The sequence below is a fragment of the Alphaproteobacteria bacterium genome (assembly GCA_040220875.1).
In the GTDB taxonomy this organism is placed as follows: domain Bacteria; phylum Pseudomonadota; class Alphaproteobacteria; order JAVJVX01; family JAVJVX01; genus JAVJVX01.
In genome coordinates, this window is the sequence record JAVJVX010000005.1 from 544,570 (window position 1) to 567,419 (window position 22,850).

17 protein-coding genes are annotated in these 22,850 nt (G+C 62.2%); 4 read left to right on the top strand and 13 right to left on the bottom strand.

The window, feature by feature from the left end; genetic code table 11:
- Positions 1-134: 134 nt before the first annotated feature.
- From RLQ26_04855 to RLQ26_04870, 4 genes are all read right to left on the bottom strand, one after another.
- Positions 135-2,684, bottom strand: coding sequence for a LuxR C-terminal-related transcriptional regulator (locus RLQ26_04855; GenBank protein ID MEQ9088054.1), 2,550 nt, complete (start codon positions 2,682-2,684; stop codon positions 135-137).
- A 414-nt stretch (positions 2,685-3,098) separates the two neighbouring features.
- On the bottom strand, positions 3,099-4,370 hold the full coding sequence (locus RLQ26_04860) for a DUF1329 domain-containing protein (protein MEQ9088055.1): 1,272 nt from the start codon (positions 4,368-4,370) through the stop codon (positions 3,099-3,101).
- A gap of 95 nt (positions 4,371-4,465) precedes the next feature.
- Positions 4,466-5,716: an aromatic ring-hydroxylating dioxygenase subunit alpha gene (locus RLQ26_04865; GenBank protein MEQ9088056.1), complete on the bottom strand. Its 1,251-nt coding sequence runs from the start codon at positions 5,714-5,716 to the stop codon at positions 4,466-4,468.
- Positions 5,717-5,814: 98 nt separating this feature from the next.
- The gene (locus RLQ26_04870; GenBank protein ID MEQ9088057.1) at positions 5,815-6,147 is read right to left on the bottom strand and encodes a hypothetical protein; all 333 of its coding nucleotides are present in this window, start codon (positions 6,145-6,147) and stop codon (positions 5,815-5,817) included.
- A gap of 344 nt (positions 6,148-6,491) precedes the next feature.
- On the opposite strand from RLQ26_04870, the gene RLQ26_04875 reads away from it, so the two are divergent.
- Positions 6,492-7,352: an alpha/beta hydrolase gene (locus RLQ26_04875; GenBank protein MEQ9088058.1), complete on the top strand. Its 861-nt coding sequence runs from the start codon at positions 6,492-6,494 to the stop codon at positions 7,350-7,352.
- Between the two features lie 18 nt (positions 7,353-7,370).
- Here RLQ26_04875 and RLQ26_04880 read toward each other — a convergent pair whose 3' ends face one another.
- From RLQ26_04880 to RLQ26_04910, 7 genes are all read right to left on the bottom strand, one after another.
- The gene (locus tag RLQ26_04880) at positions 7,371-8,168 is read right to left on the bottom strand and encodes a sulfur transferase domain-containing protein (GenBank protein MEQ9088059.1); all 798 of its coding nucleotides are present in this window, start codon (positions 8,166-8,168) and stop codon (positions 7,371-7,373) included.
- Positions 8,169-8,219: 51 nt separating this feature from the next.
- Positions 8,220-8,819 carry a YeeE/YedE thiosulfate transporter family protein gene (locus RLQ26_04885; GenBank protein MEQ9088060.1) on the bottom strand — a complete coding sequence of 200 codons (600 nt, stop codon included), beginning with the start codon at positions 8,817-8,819 and terminating at the stop codon, positions 8,220-8,222.
- Positions 8,816-9,346: a YeeE/YedE thiosulfate transporter family protein gene (locus tag RLQ26_04890; protein MEQ9088061.1), complete on the bottom strand. Its 531-nt coding sequence runs from the start codon at positions 9,344-9,346 to the stop codon at positions 8,816-8,818. Before RLQ26_04890 ends, RLQ26_04885 begins: the two co-directional genes overlap by 4 nt.
- A 483-nt stretch (positions 9,347-9,829) precedes the next feature.
- A complete protein-coding gene (locus RLQ26_04895; GenBank protein MEQ9088062.1) occupies positions 9,830-10,603 on the bottom strand; it encodes a metal ABC transporter permease in 774 nt (257 codons plus the stop codon).
- Positions 10,593-11,510: a zinc ABC transporter substrate-binding protein gene (locus tag RLQ26_04900; GenBank protein MEQ9088063.1), complete on the bottom strand. Its 918-nt coding sequence runs from the start codon at positions 11,508-11,510 to the stop codon at positions 10,593-10,595. The genes RLQ26_04895 and RLQ26_04900 overlap by 11 nt, the downstream gene beginning before the upstream one ends.
- A gap of 11 nt (positions 11,511-11,521) precedes the next feature.
- Positions 11,522-12,913, bottom strand: a complete 1,392-nt coding sequence (locus tag RLQ26_04905; GenBank protein MEQ9088064.1) for a hypothetical protein — start codon at positions 12,911-12,913, stop codon at positions 11,522-11,524.
- A 55-nt stretch (positions 12,914-12,968) separates the two neighbouring features.
- Complete coding sequence (locus RLQ26_04910) at positions 12,969-13,289, bottom strand: hypothetical protein (protein ID MEQ9088065.1); 321 nt, start codon at positions 13,287-13,289, stop codon at positions 12,969-12,971.
- Between the two features lie 167 nt (positions 13,290-13,456).
- Between RLQ26_04910 and RLQ26_04915 the strand changes: the two genes are divergently transcribed.
- Positions 13,457-14,752 (top strand): DUF1329 domain-containing protein, encoded by a 1,296-nt coding sequence (locus RLQ26_04915; protein MEQ9088066.1) that lies wholly within the window; start codon positions 13,457-13,459, stop codon positions 14,750-14,752.
- Between the two features lie 5 nt (positions 14,753-14,757).
- Here RLQ26_04915 and RLQ26_04920 read toward each other — a convergent pair whose 3' ends face one another.
- A complete protein-coding gene (locus RLQ26_04920) occupies positions 14,758-16,839 on the bottom strand; it encodes an NAD(P)-binding protein (protein MEQ9088067.1) in 2,082 nt (693 codons plus the stop codon).
- 254 nt (positions 16,840-17,093) lie between these two features.
- Between RLQ26_04920 and RLQ26_04925 the strand changes: the two genes are divergently transcribed.
- Together RLQ26_04925 and RLQ26_04930 are read left to right on the top strand one after the other, a co-directional pair.
- Positions 17,094-19,805 carry a cation-transporting P-type ATPase gene (locus tag RLQ26_04925; GenBank protein MEQ9088068.1) on the top strand — a complete coding sequence of 904 codons (2,712 nt, stop codon included), beginning with the start codon at positions 17,094-17,096 and terminating at the stop codon, positions 19,803-19,805.
- Positions 19,806-19,959: 154 nt separating this feature from the next.
- Positions 19,960-20,928, top strand: a complete 969-nt coding sequence (locus RLQ26_04930) for a methyltransferase (GenBank protein MEQ9088069.1) — start codon at positions 19,960-19,962, stop codon at positions 20,926-20,928.
- Here RLQ26_04930 and RLQ26_04935 read toward each other — a convergent pair.
- Positions 20,925-22,730 carry an HAD-IIIC family phosphatase gene (locus RLQ26_04935; GenBank protein ID MEQ9088070.1) on the bottom strand — a complete coding sequence of 602 codons (1,806 nt, stop codon included), beginning with the start codon at positions 22,728-22,730 and terminating at the stop codon, positions 20,925-20,927. The two genes, RLQ26_04930 and RLQ26_04935, sit on opposite strands and share 4 nt — an antisense overlap.
- Between the last annotated feature and the right edge of the window lie 120 nt (positions 22,731-22,850).

The window sequence follows — 22,850 nt, forward strand, 5'->3', positions numbered from 1 at the left end:
CAAGCCGACCGTGAGGAAAGCGGCATCCTGGGGGCATGCGCGCTGAGGACACCGCAAGCGTGCCCCCTGTCGGGGGACACGGAAAAGCCGGCCCGCCTGCCCTCGGATACCCGGCCCGCCGGTGCGGCGGCGGCTCATATCAGGCCGGCGTTTTCCGCCATTCGAACCGCAGCAAGACGACGGCGGACGCCCAGCTTCTGATAAATGTGGCGTATGTGCCAACGAACCGTCGTAATTCGGATCTTGAGGTGCTGGGCAATTTCACTGTCGGAAAGCCCGGCGCCCATCGCGCGCAGAACCTCAGCCTCCCGCGGCGTCAACAGGTTCTCGCTGACCGAAGCGACCATGGTGGCAGGCCCCGCCTTGCTCTGCATGAATTTATTGCAGGCCGCGAAAAACCTGTCGAGGTCGCGCGTGCCCACGAGGCGCGTGGCCTGGTCACGCAAGAGCTGCAGAGTTGGCCAGAGCCATGACAATTCATCATAAACTGTTCGCCCGAAACCATGCGAATTCGCGAGCCGCGCCGTGGCGCCCAGAACCTCGGCGGCCTTCGCCGTGGTGCCTAACCGGCCATGGAGGCCCACACGCAACAAATTTATTTTCAGGAGCGGCCTAAAGGCTCCACCCGCGTCGAGCACCCGGGAGATCGCCTCTAGTGCGGCCGAGGCTTCCTGTAATAATCCTTCGTCTTCGCGACCGGCGAGGAGGGCGGCGCGGGCAAATTTTTCGTGCAGCCCCAGGCTTTCCAATGTCAACCCGCGCTTTGACGCCAAACGGAAAGGCGGCGGCGCGCTTTTCAGGGTGTCGGAGACGATTCCGGCAACGAACGGGAGAGTTTCGATATCACGACCGTCCCGAGCGATCCGAACCACCTGCCCGACGGAGGGAGGGAGCGCGGCTTGTCGCAAGATCTCGTTCTCGATGGCCACAGAAATTCTTGGATACCCGTATCGTTGGGCGAAATCCTGCGCTTCCTGCGCGACCGTTCTGAAAGTCCCGGTTGGTCCCCGTTCAGCCATTTTGAGGCGCAGCACATGCGCCACACCAAAAAGATCCGGCAGGGCAAAACTCTGCAGGCAGGGCAGTATTTCTCCGATCTGCGCGTTCAGGCCTTCCAGCTCGTTCAATTCGTAACGAATCTCCATTTGCCCGACGATAGCCATTGACTCGAGTGTACTGCGGGTGTCGCCCAAGGACTGGGCAAGCTCGACCGCCAGCTGGAAGGAGCGAGACGCCGATTGCCACTTGCCGAGATCACCATGGATGATGCCGGAAATGCAGCAATGATAGATCTTGCCCAATTGCGCATCGGTCCTGGCATAGAGGCTTTCTGCGCGTTCCAGGATGGGGGTGGCGCTATTGAGATCGCCGGCGTGGCGTGTGGCAAGAGCCAGGCAAGACCACGTCGTCGCCTCGTCATACAGATTTGCTCCCGAAGACTTGTATGTGTCGAGCCACTGGGTGGCCTGCTCGCGAACGCGGGGCAGATCGTCCTGAAACAGGGAGAGCATCATCTCACGATGCTTGATCCGGCCTTCCAGGGATAGAAATTTCGCCGCAGAAATCCGCTTTGTCTTTTGGAGGGTTTTGAGACGTCCGCGTATCCGTTTTAAGACCTGCTCGGCTTCGTCAAAAGATAACTTGCCCTCAAGCGCCCAGACCTGATTCAACAGGATATCAGGAAACCGGTCCACGACCGCCATCGGCAGTCCTTCCACGGAATCAAGCAGTTCCTTGATCTTGCCCCGAGAAAAAAGATCCTGTGAGATTGAGCTCACAATGCCGGCGGCCTCGTCCGTCAATCCCGCAGCAAGGGCGTGTTCAAGCAAATTTTCCTGCGACACGTCCCCGCGACTGAGGAACCTAAAGGCATATTTGTGCCATTGCCTTTTTTTGTCGGGGGCCTCTTCCTGGAAGATACGGCGAAGGCTCTCGCACAATGTCCGATTTAACTGGAGTTTGCCGGGAACGGATGCCGATGACGGCTCCAGAAGAAATTCCCGGTCCCGCGCATCCTGGAATGCGTCAAGCAAGGCCGGGGTCCTCGACAAAGAACGGACGTCGTCAATGCCAAACTGTCCAAGTGCGGCCAGTTGAAACAGGGAATGGCGGGCGGCGCGCGATCGAACCGCCAGAAATTTGGCTCGGACATAATCGTCGAGGATTTCCTCGATCTGACGTTTTGTCGGCCTCGATCCGGCCCGGAATTTCTGGTGATGATGCGAGACATGAGCAATGGGCCCGATCCAGCCATCGCTGGCATCGATAAGATCGGAAATGGGCATAGGTGGATCTTCCGTGCCCGTCACAAGCGAATAATACGTTTGGAGCGATTGCGCGGTATAACGGAGCTTGTCGTGCGTAAAGACTTCCGGAAAAACCGCGCCGTTCGGGACCTCTTCCAGAAGAGGGGCTGGCAGCCGCCGGCCGAGCACGACCAGCTTCAATCCTGACTCAGGCGAGGCACCAAGCTCCCCAAGGAGTCTGGCCGCAGCGCCATTGTCCAATTGCTCGACGTCATCGATTACCAGCGTCGCCGAGATATCCCGCGCTGAAAATTCGTCCAGTAGAAGTGCAGGAAAAAGCATGCGGAGTGCCGGATTGTTTTGCCGGCGCAGGGTGGCAATACCACTGCCGACAACGAGCCCCGCCCGCGAGAGAGCTGCGACAATGTCACCGAACAACCGGCCCGGCTCGCTATGGGCGGCCCCCAGACGAAGCCAGGCGACCGTTTGACCGCGCTTGATCGCCCCATCGGCCCAAATGGCGAGAAGGGTCGATTTTCCCCAACCAGGCGGAGCGACGAGATAGCTTGGGGTTTCGCCGAGCGAGTCGAGGACCGGAGCGGCAGCCGCCGGCGGTGGCAGCGCAAAGGGTGGCAGGGCCACCGGACGGAAACGGATCTCTCCGCTTAACTGGGCAGAGGCGAGGGGACTGTCCATGGCGCGTCCGGTCTTCGGTCATTTGGAAACGAAGGTCCACCACAGAGCCTTGTGACGCATGATCCCCCAGTCGTGGCAGGTTTGTCCATAAACCGATTAGCTGGGGTCGAGGAAAAATGGGGGCGCCTCTCAGACGCCCCCGGAGAAAGCAGGATCCTATCGCCCGCCATCCAGGACGCGCAGGCTGACCGAATCCTCCTCGACCGTCGGATCGTTGAACTTGGGGTCGAGGATATACATGGTCGCATGCATGCGCTGGAGATCTATTGTATGCCCCTGGCCGCTCCGCACGATCTGACGCTCGGGCGTCGCGTTATTTGGCGATCCCCACACCTTGAACAGCTGAACCATCTGCTTCCAGCGTTCGCCTTTCCGATCGAAGAATTCACCCAGGAAGAGGCTGTATTCCTCGGCATCCATATAGATGATTTTCTTGGAGTAAGGGTGATACTCCGGCGGGGTCGCCTCGATGATGTAAACTTCCCGCGGCTCCCAGAACGCGATCGGGTTCCAGTAAGGTGCCTCCCCCAGATTTACCGCCGGGAACCGTTCATCGGCGACGCCGAGGCCCAGGACGCCTTTCAGGAAGGGGCCGGGATTATTGGCTGAGACCAGCATTTTCTGCCGGCCCAGCACCTTGTAGGACGGGTACCAGGCTGGATGGGCGTTGAAGATATCGAAATCGTCTTGCAACTGGTCTGTCCCGCCGATGGGGTCCATCCAGGCGCCGCCCGAAAGCCGGCGAATCCGGCGCACGGTCCGGACATAGGCCCAGGTGTCGTTCAGCTTGGGTTCGACATAGCGGATCGCGAAGGTCCCGAGCCCCTCGATGTCATGGGGCTGAAGGGCAAACAGGAGCTGTTTGTTGAAAATTGTGCCGTTGCCCGCAGTGTGGCCGTTCCCTACCAGACGCCCGACCATCTTGTAGCTCAACTGGGTCCAGATCTGCTCGCGATCGAGCCCCTGGGTGCCGTCGATGAGGACCATGGCGAACTCGGGATTGTAGAAGGAATCCCCTTCCTGGCGACCATAGGTGTAATTCCAGATCAGCTTCAGTCCGGCTTTGGGATCGGACTCGATTTCAACCTCCGGAAAAGGCGCCCCAGCAACCCAGTTCATCGGGGTCTTGGTGGCCGGATCGAGTTGGATCTTTCCGGCATTGGCCGCTGTCAGCCTGTCCATGAGAGGGTCGCGTGGCCAAGGTGTCGGGTCCATGATGCGAAGCTTAAGATTGTAGTTGCTGACCAGGTGCCCGACCCCGTCCGCCAGCATGTCGGACACCGGTGTGCCGTCGACGGTCTTGTCCAGACTTTGCTGAAGGTTGTCCTTGGAAATTATGGTGTTTTCGGGCAGTGCCTCGGCACTGGCCCCGGTCAGCGTGACCGCGCTGAGCATCAGCGTGGTCGCAATGAACCCCATTCTCTTCATCGGCTTTTCTCCCCAGGATTTGGGCGGCCCCCATTCAGGCAGGCCGCACCGGTCGCATTCGAATTATCTTTTTCTGGTTTAGGGGGCGGTTGGGCTCAGTATTTTATTTCCGAGGCTTTCTTCCCTCGCACCATCTGGTCCGCCGCTTCGTACAGGTGACGGCAGGTGATTTCCTGATCGGAAAATTGAAGGAACGGCACGGCACCGCTTTTCAACCCTTGCTGCGTGCTTTCCTCCGTACTGAGGTCTTCGAGAAGCCCGTCCCTGAACTGCACGACCAAAACCTCTTGGGCCAGGCGCTCACCAATGGTCTGAGGCTTGGGCGAATACATCTTGCAGACCCAGTGAGTTTCATCCACGGCGACCGGCCAAAACTCGTAGGTGAAATACCAGTCGGGGGCCATGTCGATGAAATTGATGGGAAAGATGACGTTGACCTCGAAGGCGTGATTGGCATCGCCATCCGGGTTTATGCCCGGTGGCGGGCCTTCAGGCAGGCCCCGCGCCTCGCGGTTACGGACCATCCCGCCGCCGGAATACTTGTAGGCGAGTTGCTCGATCTCCGTGGGCTGGTAATTGGGATTTCGCGGGATCGTCGCAGAGTGGTGGGGGCCGTAAATCCGGACAGAAGAGATTCGGGCGGCTTCGCGCGGTGCCTCCACGAAGGCCGGCCCCAGCCAGTTCCGATGCACCCAGCCGACATGATATAATTCATGGAAGGCGTCGATGAAGACCTTCCAGTTACATTTGACTTGTGCCGACCATTTGCCGATCTGCACCATCTTGTCGAATGGATAGCCGTCGAGCTGTTCCCCGAGTCCGCCCAGATAGTCTTTCAGGTTCTGCTCCGGCTCCGGCTCCGCGTTGACAAAGATGAACCCGTTCCAAGTTTCTGTTGCGATGGGTGCCAACGCGAGCGTCGCCTCGTCCAAGTCGAAGAATCTGTCCCTGTCCGTTACGTGGACGAGTTTGCCCATGTTGTCGTAAACCCAGCCGTGGAAGCCGCAGGAAAAGAACTTCGTATTGCCGTGCTGCTCGTAGCAAACCTGATTGCCCCGGTGCCGGCACGAATTGTGGAATGCGCGAACAATGCCGTCTTTACCGCGCACAACGATAAGATTGGTGTTCAGGATCGAGATTGGCTTCTGGAAATAGTCACCCGGTTCCGGAATTTCCTGCTCCCGGCCAACCATCATCCAGGTTTTCTTGAATATGTTTTCGCGCTCCTTCTCGAAATATTCAGGAGATGTATAGGCCTCCGCCGGGATCGGTCCCGTTCCCATGCTGGGGAATTCCGGAGCGAAAAATTTCTCGTAATCGTTCGACGTCTTGTCTGTTACTGCCATTGGGGTCCCCACGAATCATCTGCTGTGCCGTTTATCGGAAATTGGCCTTAGAACTCAGGTGATAATCGGGAACAGGGCCAGGTCTTCGACCGTTTCGGTCAAAAGCCCGTTCCGTGAATGTTGTAGCGTTCGATTTCGAACGAATTCGGAACTCGTACTTGTCCGTAAAGTTCAATGCAGGGCGCGATCTCGATAAGCATGCAAGACAGGTTGAGAAGGTTTTGCTCCTTCTCGTCGAGAGTCCCGATATCGAACTGATCGAGATGCGCCGCTATTTTTTCCATTTTCGGCAGCACGGTTTCGTAAAATTCCCCGATTTCTTCCATCGTGCTTTTGTGGCGACGCTCGTTCCGTGCCTTCTCGGTGGGCAAGGCCCATCGGTCAAGGAGCGGCCCGAGTTCTCCGAATCCTTCCGGTAATTGACCCGTCATCTCTTTGCTTCACTCCCGATCGCCTATCCTGGGCCCGGCCCAGGATTTCCGCAGGGAAGGGAAAACAATTTTCGAATCCGTGGATACCTGACTTTTAGAAGGGGGTTTCCGGCCCGCCGGTTTCGCCCTGGCGCTCCCCTCATTTTTAAGGGGATCGGGGCAAGAAAGGGGCCGGGAACGCGCATGGGGGAGGCCCGGTTCCGCCTGAACGGTGAGAGACTTGCTTTCTTTGATCCCCCTGGCTTAAGCAAGGCGCGCGGGACCGGGCTGAGGTTGGGGCCCCCGCCCGCGGCCACCTGCGGATGGCCCCGGCAAGCGGCCCACACGGAATTTAAGGGGGTATGATGACCATTCACACAGACCTGCTCGGCACCGAGACTTATTTCGTCGAGACGCCGATCGGGCGGACGCGGGTGATTGAGGCAGGCGAGGGGCCGGCACTCTTTTTATTGCATGGCGGCGGCGGGCACGCCGAGGCCTTCAGCCGCAACCTCATGCGGCTGGCCCAGGGGTGCCGGGCCATATCGCTCGACCTGCTCTGGCACGGGCTTTCGAGCGCACCCGCCTTCGAGGATCCCAACTGGCTCAAGCAATTCACGCGACAGATACTCGAGCTGATGGACGCGCTCGGGATCGACAAGGCGAGCGTCGAGGCCGAATCGGCGCCGGGCTGGGTCCCCATCGACATGGCCCTGAACCATTCCGACCGGGTGGAGAAGATCATCCTCAACAATATCTGGGGCGTTCAGTTCAAGCCGGGCACCGTCTCGGAGCATGAAGGATCATCCGACAACTTTCTCAAGACCAGCCTCCGCGCCCTCGAAAATCCCACGATGGACACGATCCGCGAGCGCATGCGCCCGCTTTTTCCGGCGGGCGGTCTGACCGAGGAAATTGTCGCCGTGCGTCGGGCCCTTTGGTCGCGCCCGGCGACCCGCGAGGGTATGCGCGGTTTTTACGAGCATCTCTTCGCGCCGGAAACAAATGCCCTTCAGTTCACCGAAGCCGATGTCGCCGCCATCAGACACCCCGCTCTCGTGCTGTGGAGCGACGGCAACGCCCTTAATGGCCCCGACGCGGGCGAGCGCCTGCACGGCCTCATCCAGGGCTCCCGTTTCCATGTGATCGAGAACGCCGGCCAGTGGTCGCAATGGGAGCAACCGGAGGAGCATGACCGGCTGCTTCTGGAATTCCTCGCTGCCTGATGTTGCGCCGGCCGGGCCTCACTCTTCGAGTGGCGGCAGACCCAGCCGCTCGCGCACCGCGCCCTCGCGGCTGGGCTTGAGGCCGACCGTCCGTCCTTCCTGCACCGCGATCCCGGGCGGCACGCCGTTGGCCGCACGATACAGCGCCCACATCGCGCCCACCCGATTGGAGGACTGGCAATGCACGAGGACGGGGTAATGGGCCGGATCGTTGACATAGTCGCTGAAGGCTTCGACGTCGGCCGGTGAGGGCGCGCCTGAGGAGACGGGAATGTGAATATAGGTCAACCCCGCCTTTTTTGCCGCCGCTTCCTCTTCGGGCGCGCCTTCCTCAACGGTGTTCAGATTGATCACGCTCTTGAAGCCAAGCGCCTTGAGCCGGTCGAAGGCGGTAATATCAACGACGCCGCCCGTCCCGACATAGGGCGCGGCCCGAAGATAGTTCTTCACGATATCAGGCATCTGGTCGCCATAGGGTGCCTGAGCGTAGCCCGCCGGCACGTCGAAGGGATTAGCGGCCGGCCCCGAGAAAGCGGGCCTGGCGGCGCAGGGCGAGGCCCGGTCGCGCGCCCGCGGGGCGCAGGGGCTGGCCTTGCGCCCCGGCCTGGCGGCACAGGGATTGACCGGCGCGCAAGGGTTCATTGCCCCCCGTCCCGCGCCCGATCCGCGCGGCTGGGCCGGGGCGCAGGGATTGACCTGAGCCTGAGCCGCGGGTGTAGCGAAGGGAACCGGTCCCGTGATGATCGGGGCGCCCGTGACGCCGAGGCCGGCGATGATGGGCAGGGTGGTCATGTAGGTCAGTTTGCGTCGGCTCACCGGTTTTCTCCCTTTGCGTGATATGCGCCTGTGATCCCGGCGAGCGGTCGGCTATTCGTGCCCGGCCAGATCGCGCGCCGAGAGGGGGCCGCCCCGCGCCGCTTCCAGTCGGGCGGCGAGCGCCCAGCCGAGCGCGCCCATCAGAATGAGCATCGCGATGATAAGCCAATCCGGCAGACCGAGAAACGCGCCCATGTCCTGTCCCTCGGGTGCCCGGGCAGCCAGATATAGCCCTTCCAGGGGCTCGAAGAACGCGGCGAACAGCCAGGTCCCGGCAAGCATGCCGAGGATGAAGACGCCCGCATCACCGCGACCCGTCGCGATTCCCGCGGCCGAGGTGCCGGGGCAATAGCCGCCGATGGCGAAGCCCGCGCCGATGAGCAGCCCGCCGATCGCCGTCGCCCAAAAAAACACGGTCGGCGAAAACACCGCCTGCGCCCCGATCACGCCGAGGGCTTCGGCCAGCCAGAGCCCGATGGCCGCGACGATCACTGCCGTCAGCATGACCTTGAATACGGTCCAGTCCGACAGGCGGAACTGGCCGGTCAGCTTTCTCGGGCTTGCCAGTCCCGCCCCCTCGAGGATGAAGCCGAACAGAATCCCGATCAGAAGTCCCGAGGCGAGGCCGTTATCATAAAGTGGAAGATTCATTCCCAGTCCCTTCGCACAAAATGATGGGCGAGAAATCCGGCCGCGAAGAAACAGAGCAAAAAGAGAAATCCGGCCACCGCCAGCGTGGCACTGCCCGACAGGCCCAGCCCGCTGGTGCAGCCGCGCGCGAGACGCGCGCCGAAACCGACGAGAAGCCCGCCCGCGAAGGCGAAGACCATCCGGCGTCCACGGGAACTGGCCCGTCCCCGCTCCACGGTCGCGCGGAACCGGCCGCTGACAAGGCTGCCGGCGAACGCACCGATCACGAGACCGATGATCTCCCAGGTGATCCAGGACGCGAGAACGCCGCCCGCCTGCACATAGGGGCCGAGATACGCGTTCGTCTCGGTCCAGGCGGGCGCCAGCGCGGCCGACAGCGCCACCGTCGCGCGCGTGAAGAAGCCGCTGGCGCCAAAACCGTGTCCGGTGATCAGAAATGCGAGAAAAAGAACGAGCCCCAGCAGAATGCCGGCCAGCAAAGGGGACCAGAATTGTTTCACCGACGTTTCAGCCCCCCCATTCGCCATCCCCGTCTCACTCCTTGCTACCGACCTGATCGTTCAGTCCATGTCGACATGCGGGGCCTGTCCAGGCAATCAACCCGTTGCGCAACCCGTTGCGAAATTGGGGCGAAATTGCGCCCGCGTTTTATCGCCGCTGCCGGTTGTTCCCGCTTGTGCCCGGCCGGCACGCCTTGGGCGAAGTGTATCGGGCCGTGGCCCGTGTATTTTGAGGTGGATCAAACGACGCCAGGCCGCGCGCGTTCGCGGGCCCGGGGCGTTTCCACGCGGGAGGCCCGCACCCTGGCCGATCTCTTCGGCCCTGTACCGCCGGCCCGCGTCCGGTTTGCCGTCACGGTCGCGGTCCATATCGTCTTCCCGTCCTTCACGATCGGGCTGGCTGATCCTGAAAACCGACGGCGAATTGCAGGAGGCGCCTTCTCTGATTCGTCGGACTCCGGGCCGCCGGCGTGTTCTGCGTGGCGGCGCTCGACCACGGATTGCGGTTTCTTATCCCCCTTCCCTGGTCCGGGCGCCGACGCCGAGCCGCCGGCCGAGACGAAAGGCCACAGCGCTCAAAGTCAGAGCCACGACCAGCGCAGGACCGATCGGCAGATCCAGCGCATAACCACCGCCAAGGCCAAGCCCGATCGCCAGCACCGCAGATGCCCAAGCGAGGCCAAGCGGCCGGCCAGCGCCGCCACCGGCGCCGAGTGCCGGCAGGATCAGCGTCGCGAATACCACATAGACGCCGACGAGCTGAACAGAGAGGGTCACGGTGATAGCGAACAGGATGTAGAAGGCGAGCCCCTGGCGAAGCGCCGGCACGCGGAGCCAGAGGGCGAGGATGAGCGCAAAGGCGGGAACGGTCTGCAGGACATCCGTCCAGGTCACAAACAGTACCTGTCCCGACAGCACGTGCTGGATTTCCTCGCCACCGTGGGGATGGTTTGCAAGGGCCAGCAGGGTCAGGGCGGCGGCGGCAATAAAACTGGCACCGATCACGGCTTCCTGCTCGCGGGCCGCAGTTCGCTCGATCCAGCGGAAGAACAAGGCTGCAAGAACGCTGGCGGCGACCGCCATTGCCTGAACCAGCGCCCAGGCCGGGTCGTGCAGCACGAGATTGACCAGCACGATGACCAGCCCTGCGATCTGTGCGATGGCGAGATCGATGAACACGATCCCGCGCCGGAGCACCTCGATACCGAGTGGCGCGTGGACGAGAGCCACGGTCACCGCGATCGTCAGGGCGGGGCCGAGAATGTCGAAAAGATCACCGCCCACGACGCACGCTTTCCAGTCGCGCAAGGGTGGTTTCGAACAGCGCCACCAGATCGGGGGCGCCGTCCGCACCCACGGTGTAAGGCAGAACAAGTTCCGGCAGCCCTGTGCGCCCGGAAAGCCAGCGGGCCGCCACGGGCGGATCGTAGGGCGTGCGCAGGATCGCCGACACCTGCCCCGTCCGTGCCCGGTCGAGAAGCGCCTCAAGATGGGCGGAGGTGGGGGGCAGGCCCGGCTTCGGTTCGAGGGTCGCGACACGATCAAGGCCCAACCACGCGACAAGATAGGTCCAGGCCTTGTGATGGGTGATAACCTTCATGCCACGAAATCCCTCGGCCCGCTTTTCCCACGCCGCGATCCGGGCCGACCAACCGCTCACAAAGGCTTCGACGCCAGCCTGGTAACGTTCGGCATTCGCCGGATCAATGATCGCGAGACGCTCGGCCAGAACCCGGGCGAGCGTCACCAGGTTGCGCGGATCGAGATGGACATGCGGATTGCCCTGCGGGTGGATATCGCCCGCCGCACGGTCCAGGCTGAGCGGCCTGTCGCGCAATTCGACATGATCGGCGGCCAGCAGATGACCCGGCTGCCCAGGTTGAACCCCTGCCGGCGCGCCCCTTTGGAGCAAAAGTGGCAGCCAGCCGATTTCAAGATCGGCGCCCGAACAAAACACCAGATCGGCGCTCCGGATGCGGGCGATCAGGCTTGGCCGTGCGCGAATGTAATGTGGGTCCTGAAAGGCCGTCGTGGCCGCGAAGGCCTCGATTTCACCCCCGCCCACCGCCTCGGCCAGGGCCGCCCATTCCGGCTCGCAGGCGAAGACGCGCACTCCCGCCTTGGCCGGCGGCGGCAGGAGGATCGCGGCCGCCGAAGCGGCCGCGATAACGAAGTTTTTGATCAGTCTCACGGCTCCGGTCCCTAAAACGGATGCGCCCCATGGGCGCCGATGCTCATGACGTATTGCAGGACGAACTGGTTGTCCGTTTTGCTGGCGGCAAGCGTCTCGCGATTATACTGGAAGCGCAGGCGCTCGAACTCGCTGTTTGTCCAGTCCGCCATGAAGGCAAGAGCCTCCGGGTCTTCGCCCGCCGGGTCGAGAGCGCTGCCGAGAAGGCCGGCCGGCACCGACGGGGCATCGAGGCGGCTGTAGCGCACACCGACACGCCAGGGCGGCGCGAATTTGTAGACGCTCTGCACATACCAGCCGCTGGCATCATCATCGAAACCGATCGGGCCCGTCCCCGCATCCGTGTCTTCATAGACGCCATCCTCGTCACGCCAAAAGAACTCGCCCTGCAGGATCAGTTCCGACTGACGCGGGTTGCCCGTGAGGGCCCAGGTGTAGCGCAGATCGGCTATGTAGAGCCTCGAGTCGCCGGCAAAAGTCACGGCCCCCTCATTCGCTTCGCGGGAGACGATATCACTGTCGAGCACATATCCGCCGATGCGCCAGTTATGCCGGAGACCGAAATCACCGCCCACGCGTCCGAAGGCGGACCACGATTCTACTCCATCTTCCGAGCCGCCGGCCGGGAAGTCCTCGCCCCGAAAAACGCCACCGCCGATTTCCGCAAAGAAGGGAGGCGGCAACACCCAGGCTGCCTCCACCCCATCGTCGTTATAGGATTTGTTCAGGAAGGTCCGATACGGCAAAGGCCGGTCAGCGAAATCATCGGCGTGGGCGTGAATTTCATTCAGGTAGCCGAGAGTCCAGAAAGCCCGGCCGGCCTTGAGACGAAATCCGTCGGGCAACGGCAGGCCCGGCAGGGTCTGGATGTAGGCCTCCTCCAGCTCAATCTTGTCTTCCCCGTCCTCACGCACGACCGCGACCGTCGAACTGCCATAGAACTTGTCATCGACATTGGCGGAGAAATTGAGCTCCGATTCGTCGATGGCCAGCCCCTCGCGCCCGCGCTCGCCCTCTTCGCCGATCGCGAAGCCGGCGATCTCCGAGTCTTCGGCCGAGAAGGTCGAAAACTTGCCATTGAGGATGACGCCAATGGACGGGTTGAAGCTGTTATCGCGCACGACCCGCTTGCCGGCATTGGCAGAGACGGGGCTGGCCGGTGGCCTCGCGGCCGGGGCCGCCACGGTGGAGGTGGGCGGTGCGGCCGGCGCCTGTCGCTGTCTCGCTTCCACTGCCTGAAGCTGTGCTTCGAGCGCGGTGATGCGTTGTTCATAGGCGCTTCTTATCTGCTGAAGTTCCTGGCGCAAGGCCTCGACTTCAGGGGATTGGGCGCCGGCCGGCGCTGCGTTCAGGCAAAGTGGGACGGCCGCGGTGATGGCGGCACGGCACAGTATCGTGCGCATGACACTCTCCTAGTGATTTGGATGGGTGGATGAGGGCTCCGCAGGAGCCCGGTCGTCAGGAGAGCGTACGGGGTGGGGCGCGAATGCGGCCCGAATCGACCGGCTGGTAGCCCGGATTCTGGTCCTGGGCGAGCGGTGCGCGGGCGATATGGCGGGTGAAGGGCACCGGCAGGGCCGGCGCGTTTTCAGCGAGCCCGGTGAGCCCCTTCGCGAGCACGGCGATTTCGCACGCGGCGCCATTATGGCTGTGCGCGTCACCACCGAACTCGGTGTTGTGGTGCAGCGCGACGATTTGCGCGCCGACGAGCAGCGCGGACAGCACGAACGCCGGCAGAAATCGGCGGACGCCGGCCGGCAGGCCAGGCCACACTCCCATCTCGCACAGTCTTGTCTGGCCGCCCCGGCGCTTGCTCATGGTCCGGACGCTAAAGAAATAGTTTGGGCGCGTCCAGCATCTCGCACCCGCTACAGGAAACCTACAAACAGGCGGGCGAAAGGTGATAGGGTTGAGGCCGCCTCGCATCGCCGCCGCCGGAGTTCGCCATGTTCTTGTTTCTTTCGGGCCGTGTCGCCGTTCTCGGATGTCTCGCCTTATTGGTCCTGCCGCTTGCAGCGGGCGCCAGCCGTGCAGCCGGTGGCGAGCCGCTCACCGCCGGCACGCGCATAGATGCGGGCGCTCTTGCTGATTTGGAGGACCGGGAATTCCACGGCACGCGGCTGGCCGATCTTGTGACCGATCGGATCGCCTGGCAGATGCGGACTTTCGGCCTCACTCTCGAATTGGCCGACCCCAAACCCTATCCGGACGATCCGCGGTTCGAGGAAGCGACCGCGAAATTTGCCAAGGATGTGCGCTTCGATCCGGCGACCGGCCGCATCGATGGCTGGAAGGCCGGCCTGCCCTTTCCCGAGGTCGATGCCATCAACGACCCGAATGCGGCCATCAAGATCGTCTGGAACCTCACCCACGGGCGCAACGGTGGTGACATCGTGCACAATCCGGGCGAGGTCATCCTTCTGATCGACCGGCAGGCCGGGCTGGAACGGCTGCAGCACTGGACTTTCACCAATTTCAAGATGAAAGGCATCCTTCGTTTTCCGGAGACACCGGTCCTTGGCGACGGGGACATTCTGGCCAAGACCCTGTTCTTCGCCATGAGCCCGCAGGACATCAAGGGCGTGGGGACTTTCACCATCAAATATGATACCGGCCGGCTCAACGATTCCTGGGCCTATGTGCGCGATGTGCGCCGCATCCGCCGCCTGTCGGGCTCGACCTGGATGGACCGGATTTCGGGCACGGACTGGCTGAACGACGATTTCTCGGGATTTGGCGCCTATCCGACCTGGTATGAGGATTTCGAAATCCTTGGCCGGACGGAAGTGCTGCTGGTGGCGAACAGCCGCATGCCGACGCAGATCCTCGATGCCTCGAGCGAGAACGAGCGCTTTCCGCGTTTCGATCTGGCCTCGGCTCCCCATTGGAATGTGATCGACGATTGGGAGCCGCGCGATGTGTATATCGTCAAGGCAACGCCGCCGGACGCCCACCCGTATGGCTACAAGATCCTCTATATCGGCGCCGATGGGTTTCATCCGTTCCTGACAGAAATGTACGACAAGGCCGGCAACCACATGAAAACCCAGATACTCGGCCAGACGCTGCGCGAAACGGTCGATGACGTAACGCGCTGGGCCGTGCATGAGGCCTATGACATGACGGCGGACTTCCAGTCCGGACACGCGACCGCCTTCGCCTCGGCGCCGGAGGTGCAGATCAACCCGCCCATGGCGGAGGAGGATGTCAGCCTCTCTGTCCTCGAGACGATGGGCCGTTAGGTCGATCAGGCGTTTGTCAGTGGGGTGAATTCCTCGAGATCGCCCGGCTCGATATATTTTGTCCAGTTGTCGAAACGCTCGAGACCGGCAAGGAAGCCCTCATATATCGCGTGTTCGATCCGCCGGGGCGCCACACAGTCTCCGACGCGATGGACGTTCGCCAACTCGTCCTTGAGCGCGAAGTAGAGACTGTCGGCCGGAAGCTGCGCCGTCGACAGGACAAAGTGATCGACAGGCCCGATCGTCGTCTTCTCGCCGGAATAGATATTGAAGATGTGAGCCGTATCGCCCGAGAGTTTCTCGGCCCAGCTATTGGGCGTGATCCTGAGCCCCGCCTTCATCACCCGCGGCAGAATTTCGGGCAGATCGAGCGTGGCGTTCATGCGGTGAAACGCCGATGGATGGCGGGTCAGGAGATGCACCTCGTGCCCGTCCGAAAGCAGTAATTCGGCCAGGCCGGCGGTGTAGCGCGTTCCATCGTCGTCCAGAATCAGGACCCGCTTCCCCAACCCGCCGGGCGCGCGAATGGCATCCCAGCCCGAGACCACATTGGACTGATCGACGCCGGGCAGGCGTTCGACCGCCGGGTTGACGATATTGAAGCCCGACATGTCCGGCACCGCGCCCGTCGCGACGATGACACCGCCGGGCGCAAGATCGCGGATCCCGGCCACCGTTGCCTCGGTGCCCCTCAGGATATCGACGCCCAGCCGGACGAGCTGGCGTTCCAGGTCGCGGGCGATATGGGCAAAGCTCTGCCGGCGCGGTGTCTTGAGGATAAGGTCGACCTGGCCGCCCAGCTTTTCCGATTTCTCGAACAGTGTCACGTTGTGCCCGCGCCGCGCCAGCGTCTCGGCCGCCTTTAGGCCGGCCGGACCGCCACCGACGACGACCCAGCGTCCCGGTTTTGCGGCCCGGGTGATGGTGCGCTCATTGAAGACCTCCTCGCGGCCGGCACTGGGCGTCAGGATGCAGGTCATCGGCCCTCCCTCGAACAGGCGGCCGATGCAACCCTGGTTGCAGCGAATGCAATGGGTGATCTCATCTTCCCGGCCCTCGCGCACCTTGTTCACGAATTCCGGGTCGGCCAGGTTGGCCCGCGTCATCGCGACCATGTCGCAAACACCATCGGCCAGCGCCCGTTCGGCCATGGCGGGATGGCTGATGCCTCCCACCAGGAAGACGGGCAGGCCCGCGACGGCCTCGCGCAATTGCTTGCACCTGTCGCGGAGCCAGCCGTCGGGGACATCGAAAGGGGGGATCATGTAATTGGGCACGTGATAGGTGCCAGCCGTCACCACGATGTAATCGACCGTCCCGCTTTCCTTGAAGCGCTTGGCGATCTCGATCCAGTCCTCCACCTCGAGCCCGCCCGGGACCATCTCGGTCAGGGGCAGGCGGATGCCGACGACGTAATCGGGGCCGACCCGTTCGCGTACGCTTTCGGTCACTTCCAGCGGCAGCCGCAATCGGTTTTCGAAACTGCCGCCATAGGCATCCGTGCGCTTGTTGAAGGCCGGCGAGAGGAATTGCTGCAACAGGTAGGAATGCGCGAGATGCACCTCGACCCCATCGAACTCCGCCTGTTTGGCGTAATCGGCCGTCAGCGCCCAGCCGTCGCGCAGCTCGTCCATATCCTCACGCTCCATCGCCTTGGCCATTTCATGGAGAGCCGGCGACTTGATGTTGGAGGCTGACCAGAGGACGCGAAAATCGTCCATCGAACTTGACGATCCGTTGACGCCGAAATGATTGAGCTGGGCGATGATATGGGCGCCATGAGCATGCACGGTCCGTGTGAGCGCGAGGTCGGGCTCCAGCATTTCCGGCTTGTAACCGTAGGAATAACCACGGGCGAAGGTATTGGACGTGGGATGCACCAGCCGGTTCCCGGTTGTCAGCAGACCCAGCCCGCCTTTCGCGCGCGCCTCGTGGTAGTAGCGGTCACGATTATTGGTCACACCGGTCTTCTTGTGGAACATCTTGGCGTGACCGGACTGCATGATCCGGTTTCGGATCGTGAGACCCTTCAACGCGAGGGGCTCGAAAATATGGGGATAGGTGGTTTCGCCGGGCTGGCGCGGCATGGGACTTCCTCTCGTAATCGGGTTGCCGGCGGGGCGCAACGCCGGCGCTTCCTCGTGAGAATGCCGGGCACCGACCAGCGTTTCGCCGCTCTTGGAGGTGGCGCTTATAAGGGATATTACGTAGTTCGCCGAGTTGGCGCAAGGCACGGCGCGCGGCCACCCTGCGCCGCCCCGATCGCATCTTGATCTGGCCCATCGGCCCTCGGCCTTACCCGGTGTTAGGCTGATCGACGGTTTTTCGGACCTGACAGCGCATGACGGACCCTGCCGACCAGCCCACCTATCACGCCGTTCCGGTGGATGAGACGCTTGTCGCCCTGGGAGCGACAGAAAAAGGGCTGAGCGAGCGGGAGGCGGCGGACCGGCTCGCGAAACATGGCGCCAACCGGCTGCCCCCGCCGGTGAAACAGAGCACGGTGCGCCGTTTCCTCCATCATTTTCACAACGTCCTGATCTATGTCCTGCTCGGCTCCGCGATCATCACCGCAAGCCTGGGACACATCACGGACACGGGTGTCATTCTGGCCGTGGTCGTGGTCAACGCACTGATCGGATTTATCCAGGAAGGCCGGGCCGAACAGGCGATGGATGCGATCCGTCAAATGCTCGCCTCACGCACGACGGTGCTGCGCGACGGCAAGCGGAACAGCATCGCGAGTGCCGATATCGTGCCCGGCGACATCGTCCTGCTGGAGGCGGGCGACAAGGTGACGGCTGATTTGCGCCTTTTGTCCGCGCGCGGACTGCGCATGGAAGAGGCCGTGCTGACGGGCGAGTCCGTCCCGGTGGAAAAGACGACCCGGCCGGTGGCTGAAACGGCCGCGCTGGGGGACCGGTCCTCCATGGCCTATAGCGGCACGCTGGTCGCCGGCGGGACCGGTCGGGGAGTGGTGGTCGCCACCGCCGGCGCTACCGAGATCGGGCATATCAGCGGCATGCTGTCACGCGTGGAGACACTGACGACGCCCCTTGTCGAGCAAATGAACCTGTTTGCCCGCTGGCTGACCGTGCTGATCCTGCTCGTCGCCGCCGTTTTGCTTGCCTATGGCTATTTCGTCGGCCACGTCCCGTTCGCGGAGCTCTTCATGGCCGTGGTGGGGCTTTCAGTTGCCGCCATTCCAGAAGGTCTGCCGGCCGTCCTCACCATCACTCTTGCGATCGGGGTCCAGGCCATGGCGCGGCGCAACGCCATTGTCCGTCGCCTGCCGGCAATCGAGACAATCGGCGCCGTCTCGGTGATTTGCAGCGACAAGACCGGCACGCTGACGCGCAACGAAATGATGGCGGCGACGATCGCCACGGCGGCCCAAGGCTATACGGTGGGCGGAAGCGGCTACGCGCCGGAAGGTACGATCCGGATCGGAGAGACGGTGCACGATGCCCGGGACGACGCAGTGCTCCGTGAGGTTGCTCATGTGGCCGCGCTTTGCAACGACGCCGTTCTGCGCGCTCACGAGACGGACTGGCGGGTCGAGGGCGATCCGATGGAGGGAGCGTTGCAGGCGCTGGCCGGCAAGATCACGGGGGATCATGCACAAGCGTTTGCCGGATGGACACGCACCGACGCCATTCCTTTCGATGCCAGTCATCGCTATATGGCTGTCCTGCATCACGATCATGAGGGCCATGCGCGGATCGATGTAAAGGGCGCGCCCGAGCGCGTCCTCGAAATGTGCGCGGACCAGCTTGCGTCCGACGGCGGCACAGCCCCCCTCGACCGGGACGACTGGCATACCAGGGTCGAGGCCATCACGGCCGAGGGCCAGCGCGTTCTGGCCCTGGCCCGGCGGAACGTGGCACCGGATCACGTGGTCCTGAATACCGAAGATCTCGAGGGCCGATTGACCCTGGTTGGCCTGATCGGTCTGATCGACCCGCCCCGACCGGAGGCCATCGCCGCCGTCGGCGAATGCCACGAGGCCGGTATACGCGTGAAGATGATCACCGGCGACCACGCCGGCACGGCACGCGCGATCGCCCGCCAGATCGGGCTGCAGAATCCGGACCGTGTCCTCACGGGCGCGGACCTTGAAGACATGGACGATGCGCGCCTCAGCGAAGTGGCGGTGGAGACCGACATCTTCGCCCGCACCAGTCCGCATCACAAGCTGCGCCTGGTCATGGCGCTTCAGGCCCACGGACTGACGGTTGCCATGACCGGTGACGGAGTGAACGACGCGCCGGCGCTGAAGCGCGCCGATGCCGGGATCGCCATGGGCCAGAAAGGAAGTGAGGCGGCAAAGGAAGCGGCCGAACTGGTGCTGGCGGATGACAATTTTGCCTCGATTGTGGCCGCCGTGCGCGAGGGGCGTACCGTCTATGACAATATCAAGAAGGTGATCAGCTGGACGCTTCCCACGAATGCCGGCGAGGCGCTGACCATCATTATCGCCCTGTTCCTGGGCATGGCATTGCCGGTGACACCCGTCCAGATCTTGTGGATCAACCTTATCACCGCCGTCACGCTCGGGCTTGCGCTCGCCTTCGAACCGACGGAAGAGGACACGATGCGACGCGCGCCACGCGCGCGCCGGGCCCCACTTCTGACGGGGGAGTTGATCTGGCGCATCGTGCTGGTCTCGGGGCTGTTCGTGTTCGCTGTTTTCGGCCTTTATTCTTTTTCAATCGACCGGGGCGATGCGCCCGAGATGGCGCGGACCATAGCAGTGAATACGCTCGTGACGCTCGAAATCTTCAATCTGTTCTTTGTCCGGAATATTTACGGGACGTCCCTGACCTGGAAAGCCGTGCGCGGCACGCGCGTCGTCTGGATTACCGTCCTGTCGGTTGTGGCCGCGCAGTTCGCCCTAACCTATTTGCCGGTACTTCAGACGGTGTTTGAAACCCGCGCGCTCTCGGTCTTCGATGGCCTGCTGATCGTCGCCACGGGCGCGGTGTTTTTCGCCATCATCGAGGCGGAAAAACAGATCCGCCTCGCCTTGCGCAATCGGGGGCCCGGCGCCTGAGCCTCCTTCCGGCGCACCGCCTGAAGCCGGCGGCAGGCCGGGGGTTCCCTTCCCCACCGGATCATGCTGAGTTGCCTCGGTAAAACCGCTCTGGTTGAGGATCGGCGTTCCGGTTATTTTGGCGGCCAACGTGAGCACAAGATAGGCGATCGATATGAATGTTCGTAACCGGGCGAAAACCCTGGAAGAAGTCGATTTTGGCAACCATCCCAGCCTCCAACGGGTGTGTCGGGAACAGGTCGGGGTCTGGCCGGCGCACGAGGCAACGCTGGCGACAAGCCTTCGGGACCGTTCCACCGAGGTCCTGAGGGACTCGGAGATTTTTGCCTCTCTTATTCTGCGGATCGCGGAAGATCATTCGCAGCCGATTCGGAAGATCTGCACCGATTATCGCTATTTCTGCGAAGAAATGATCCTCAAGGCCGAACTCTTTTTCCGTCGCAACAAGCGCTATGAACGTTCCACCTTCGAAGAGGCCTATAACGACGTGTATGCCGATCCCGTCATCATGGAAAAATATATGAACGGGCTTCTGCTATCCGGCCTTTTCTGGATCAATCACGCCAACGCCCTGACTTACTACCGCACAAAATTTCTGGCGGGCAATGTCGAGGGGTACGACCATCTTGAGGTCGGGCCCGGCCACGGCACGCTGCTCTATTTCGCGGCCACGGATCCGCGCATGGGCTCGGCGACGGGTTGGGATGTCAGCCCGGGAGCCATCGATGCAACGCGGCGAACTCTGGCAGCAATCGGCGTGGACGAAAAAGTGTCTCTGGTCTGCCAGAACCTGTATGACGCGCCGGGCAGCGTTAATCGCTACGACAGCATTGTCGTCAGCGAGGTTCTGGAGCATCTGGAAGATCCCAAGGGGGCTTTGGTGTGCTTGCACGACTACCTGAAGCCGGGCGGTCGGATCTACGTAAACATGCCGGCCAACAGTCCGGCACCCGATCATATATTCCTGATCACCGACGCTGAGGAAACGCTCGGCTTCATGAGGGAGGCCGGCTTCGAAATCGAGCAGAGAGAGTTGTTTCCCATGACCGGCTACAGCCTCGAGCAATGCAGGAAGCACGCACTTACAGTGAACTGCGCGGCCATTGGGCGGAAAAAGCCCTAATCGTCTCCTGTCCCTGCCTGTTCGACCTCGAAGGGAAGGTTGTCGCGCGGCGTGAAGCCATCAACCTCCAGCCGCCAGGTGGTCCGCCCCCCCTCGTCCTCGACGAGATCGAAGCCAAAATTGGCGAACAGATCCTTTACGAGGGAGTTTTTCGGAGTCGGATCATAATGGCCGATAATTTCCCCGACCTCCCGCTCCTTCGCCGCCCGGACCAATTGGTGCAGGACCGCATCCTCGACATTGCGCCCAAGCACGCGGCAGCTCATCAGCCATGTCTCGATATCCCAGGTCTGCCCGACCTGGTTGATGATGACGACCGATATGATGCCGTTATCTCCAAACCGGTCACGCAGGCGGGCCTGAAGCGTATATGTTTCGGGCGAGCGGGATAGTTCGGCGACTTCCTTTTCCGTATATCGTCTGGTCGTCAGATTGAACTGGTTCGTCTTGTTTATGAGCTGTGTGATGCGAGGCAACTGGGCGGCAGTGAACGGGGCGAACCGGATGACCATATCCAGCGATTTCAGGTAGTCCTCGATGCTTCTGGACTTCGACTGAAGCTCGGCCCGCTTGACATTGTCGCGGTACTGGCGGGCCCTGGCGCGATCTTCCTGCGAGAAGATGACGCTCTCGAAATATCCGGCGCTCAGGACGGTTCTGGGTATCAAGGCCGGATCTTCCGGCAATTCCGGCACCGCCAGGGCCGGCAAGGCCTCACGGACCTGTTCACGCTCGAACGGGTTGTCATCGACAAAAACGATGGCATCCAGGCCAATATTGAGGACCTTCGCAATTGCTTCGATATTGGTTGCCTTGTCGGTCCAGTTCGCCTGGAACACCGAGATATGTTCTTCCCGAAGAAGCATATCGGGGTGCTCCCGAAACGGCTGCAGGGCGATCTCGTCGTCGTTTTTCGAGCAGATTGCGAGGATGATGCCCCGGCTGTGCAGATCCAGCGCCATTTTCTGAATATCGAGATGGGCCTCGGCGATGGCATCGCCCTGTCCCACGAGGATACCCTCCAGCCCGTCGTCGCCGACAACGCCGGACCACAGGGTGTTATCCAGATCGAGGACGAGACATTTTCTGGACTTGCCGCGGATCGCGGCAATCAGGCGGGAGACGTGATCGACATATAGGGGGACGAGCTTCTGGGAAAAGGGGAGCTTGTAGTGATTCCACTGAACCGGGTCATGCCAGGTTTCGAGCCCAACGGATGCAGCCAGGCCGGCAACGTTCAGAACGTAATCTCCGCTCTCTCGGGCGAGATCCTCCAGCCGCCGGTTGAACAGCGCGCTCATGGACAGGTTGGTCCCGGCTACTCGCCTGTCCATACTGCCAAATGCGGAATCGGGAAATGGCGCGAGGGTCTGGTAGATGACGAAAGCCCCCGAAGCGGCCGCGATCCCCGTGCGGATCGTGCGCAGATAGTCGATCGCTTCCTCGACCGCCGCCTGCTCCTGCTCGAACGAGCCGAACTCGACATCGCCAAACGGCAGGCCGCGCTTGTCGAGCGCAAGCAGCACGGCATCGGGCCTGGCCGCGTTCACGGTCGAAGCCGGGTTCGTCGCTTCCTGGATCACCTGATCGTAGTCGGCCTGAACAACCTCGAGGTTCAGACCGAACCGGGCGGCAGCGGCCGGCAGCGCGGGCGCGTAAAGGCAGGTCGTGCCATTGCCGATGACACCAAGCCGGAATTCCGTCATCGGCGCCAGGTTCGAGCCGTTCTCGCGCGCAATTTCGATGGATTTGGTCAGGCGCGCCAGCTTGTTCGCGTCAAGCCGGCAGTTCGCCAGCGACATGATCGCGACCCCCGACTCATGCGGCCGTTTATCAAATTCGGCGCAACGGGCGCGGAAATCCTCCGGGGTCGGCTTCAGCCAGGGAAGGTTTTGAACAGAAAACGCCATATCAGGAAATCT

Excerpts from the sequence above, each read along its gene's own strand:
- RLQ26_04860 (MEQ9088055.1), bottom strand. The coding sequence starts at position 4,370 with ATGAAGAGAATGGGGTTCATTGCGACCACGCTGATGCTCAGCGCGGTC.
- RLQ26_04865 (MEQ9088056.1), bottom strand. The coding sequence starts at position 5,716 with ATGGCAGTAACAGACAAGACGTCGAACGATTACGAGAAATTTTTCGCT.
- RLQ26_04870 (MEQ9088057.1), bottom strand. The coding sequence starts at position 6,147 with ATGACGGGTCAATTACCGGAAGGATTCGGAGAACTCGGGCCGCTCCTT.
- RLQ26_04875 (MEQ9088058.1), top strand. The coding sequence starts at position 6,492 with ATGACCATTCACACAGACCTGCTCGGCACCGAGACTTATTTCGTCGAG.
- RLQ26_04885 (MEQ9088060.1), bottom strand. The coding sequence starts at position 8,819 with ATGAATCTTCCACTTTATGATAACGGCCTCGCCTCGGGACTTCTGATC.
- RLQ26_04890 (MEQ9088061.1), bottom strand. The coding sequence starts at position 9,346 with ATGGCGAATGGGGGGGCTGAAACGTCGGTGAAACAATTCTGGTCCCCT.
- RLQ26_04905 (MEQ9088064.1), bottom strand. The coding sequence starts at position 12,913 with ATGCGCACGATACTGTGCCGTGCCGCCATCACCGCGGCCGTCCCACTT.
- RLQ26_04910 (MEQ9088065.1), bottom strand. The coding sequence starts at position 13,289 with ATGGGAGTGTGGCCTGGCCTGCCGGCCGGCGTCCGCCGATTTCTGCCG.
- RLQ26_04915 (MEQ9088066.1), top strand. The coding sequence starts at position 13,457 with ATGTTCTTGTTTCTTTCGGGCCGTGTCGCCGTTCTCGGATGTCTCGCC.
- RLQ26_04920 (MEQ9088067.1), bottom strand. The coding sequence starts at position 16,839 with ATGCCGCGCCAGCCCGGCGAAACCACCTATCCCCATATTTTCGAGCCC.
- RLQ26_04925 (MEQ9088068.1), top strand. The coding sequence starts at position 17,094 with ATGACGGACCCTGCCGACCAGCCCACCTATCACGCCGTTCCGGTGGAT.
- RLQ26_04930 (MEQ9088069.1), top strand. The coding sequence starts at position 19,960 with ATGAATGTTCGTAACCGGGCGAAAACCCTGGAAGAAGTCGATTTTGGC.
- RLQ26_04935 (MEQ9088070.1), bottom strand. The coding sequence starts at position 22,730 with ATGTCGCTGGCGAACTGCCGGCTTGACGCGAACAAGCTGGCGCGCCTG.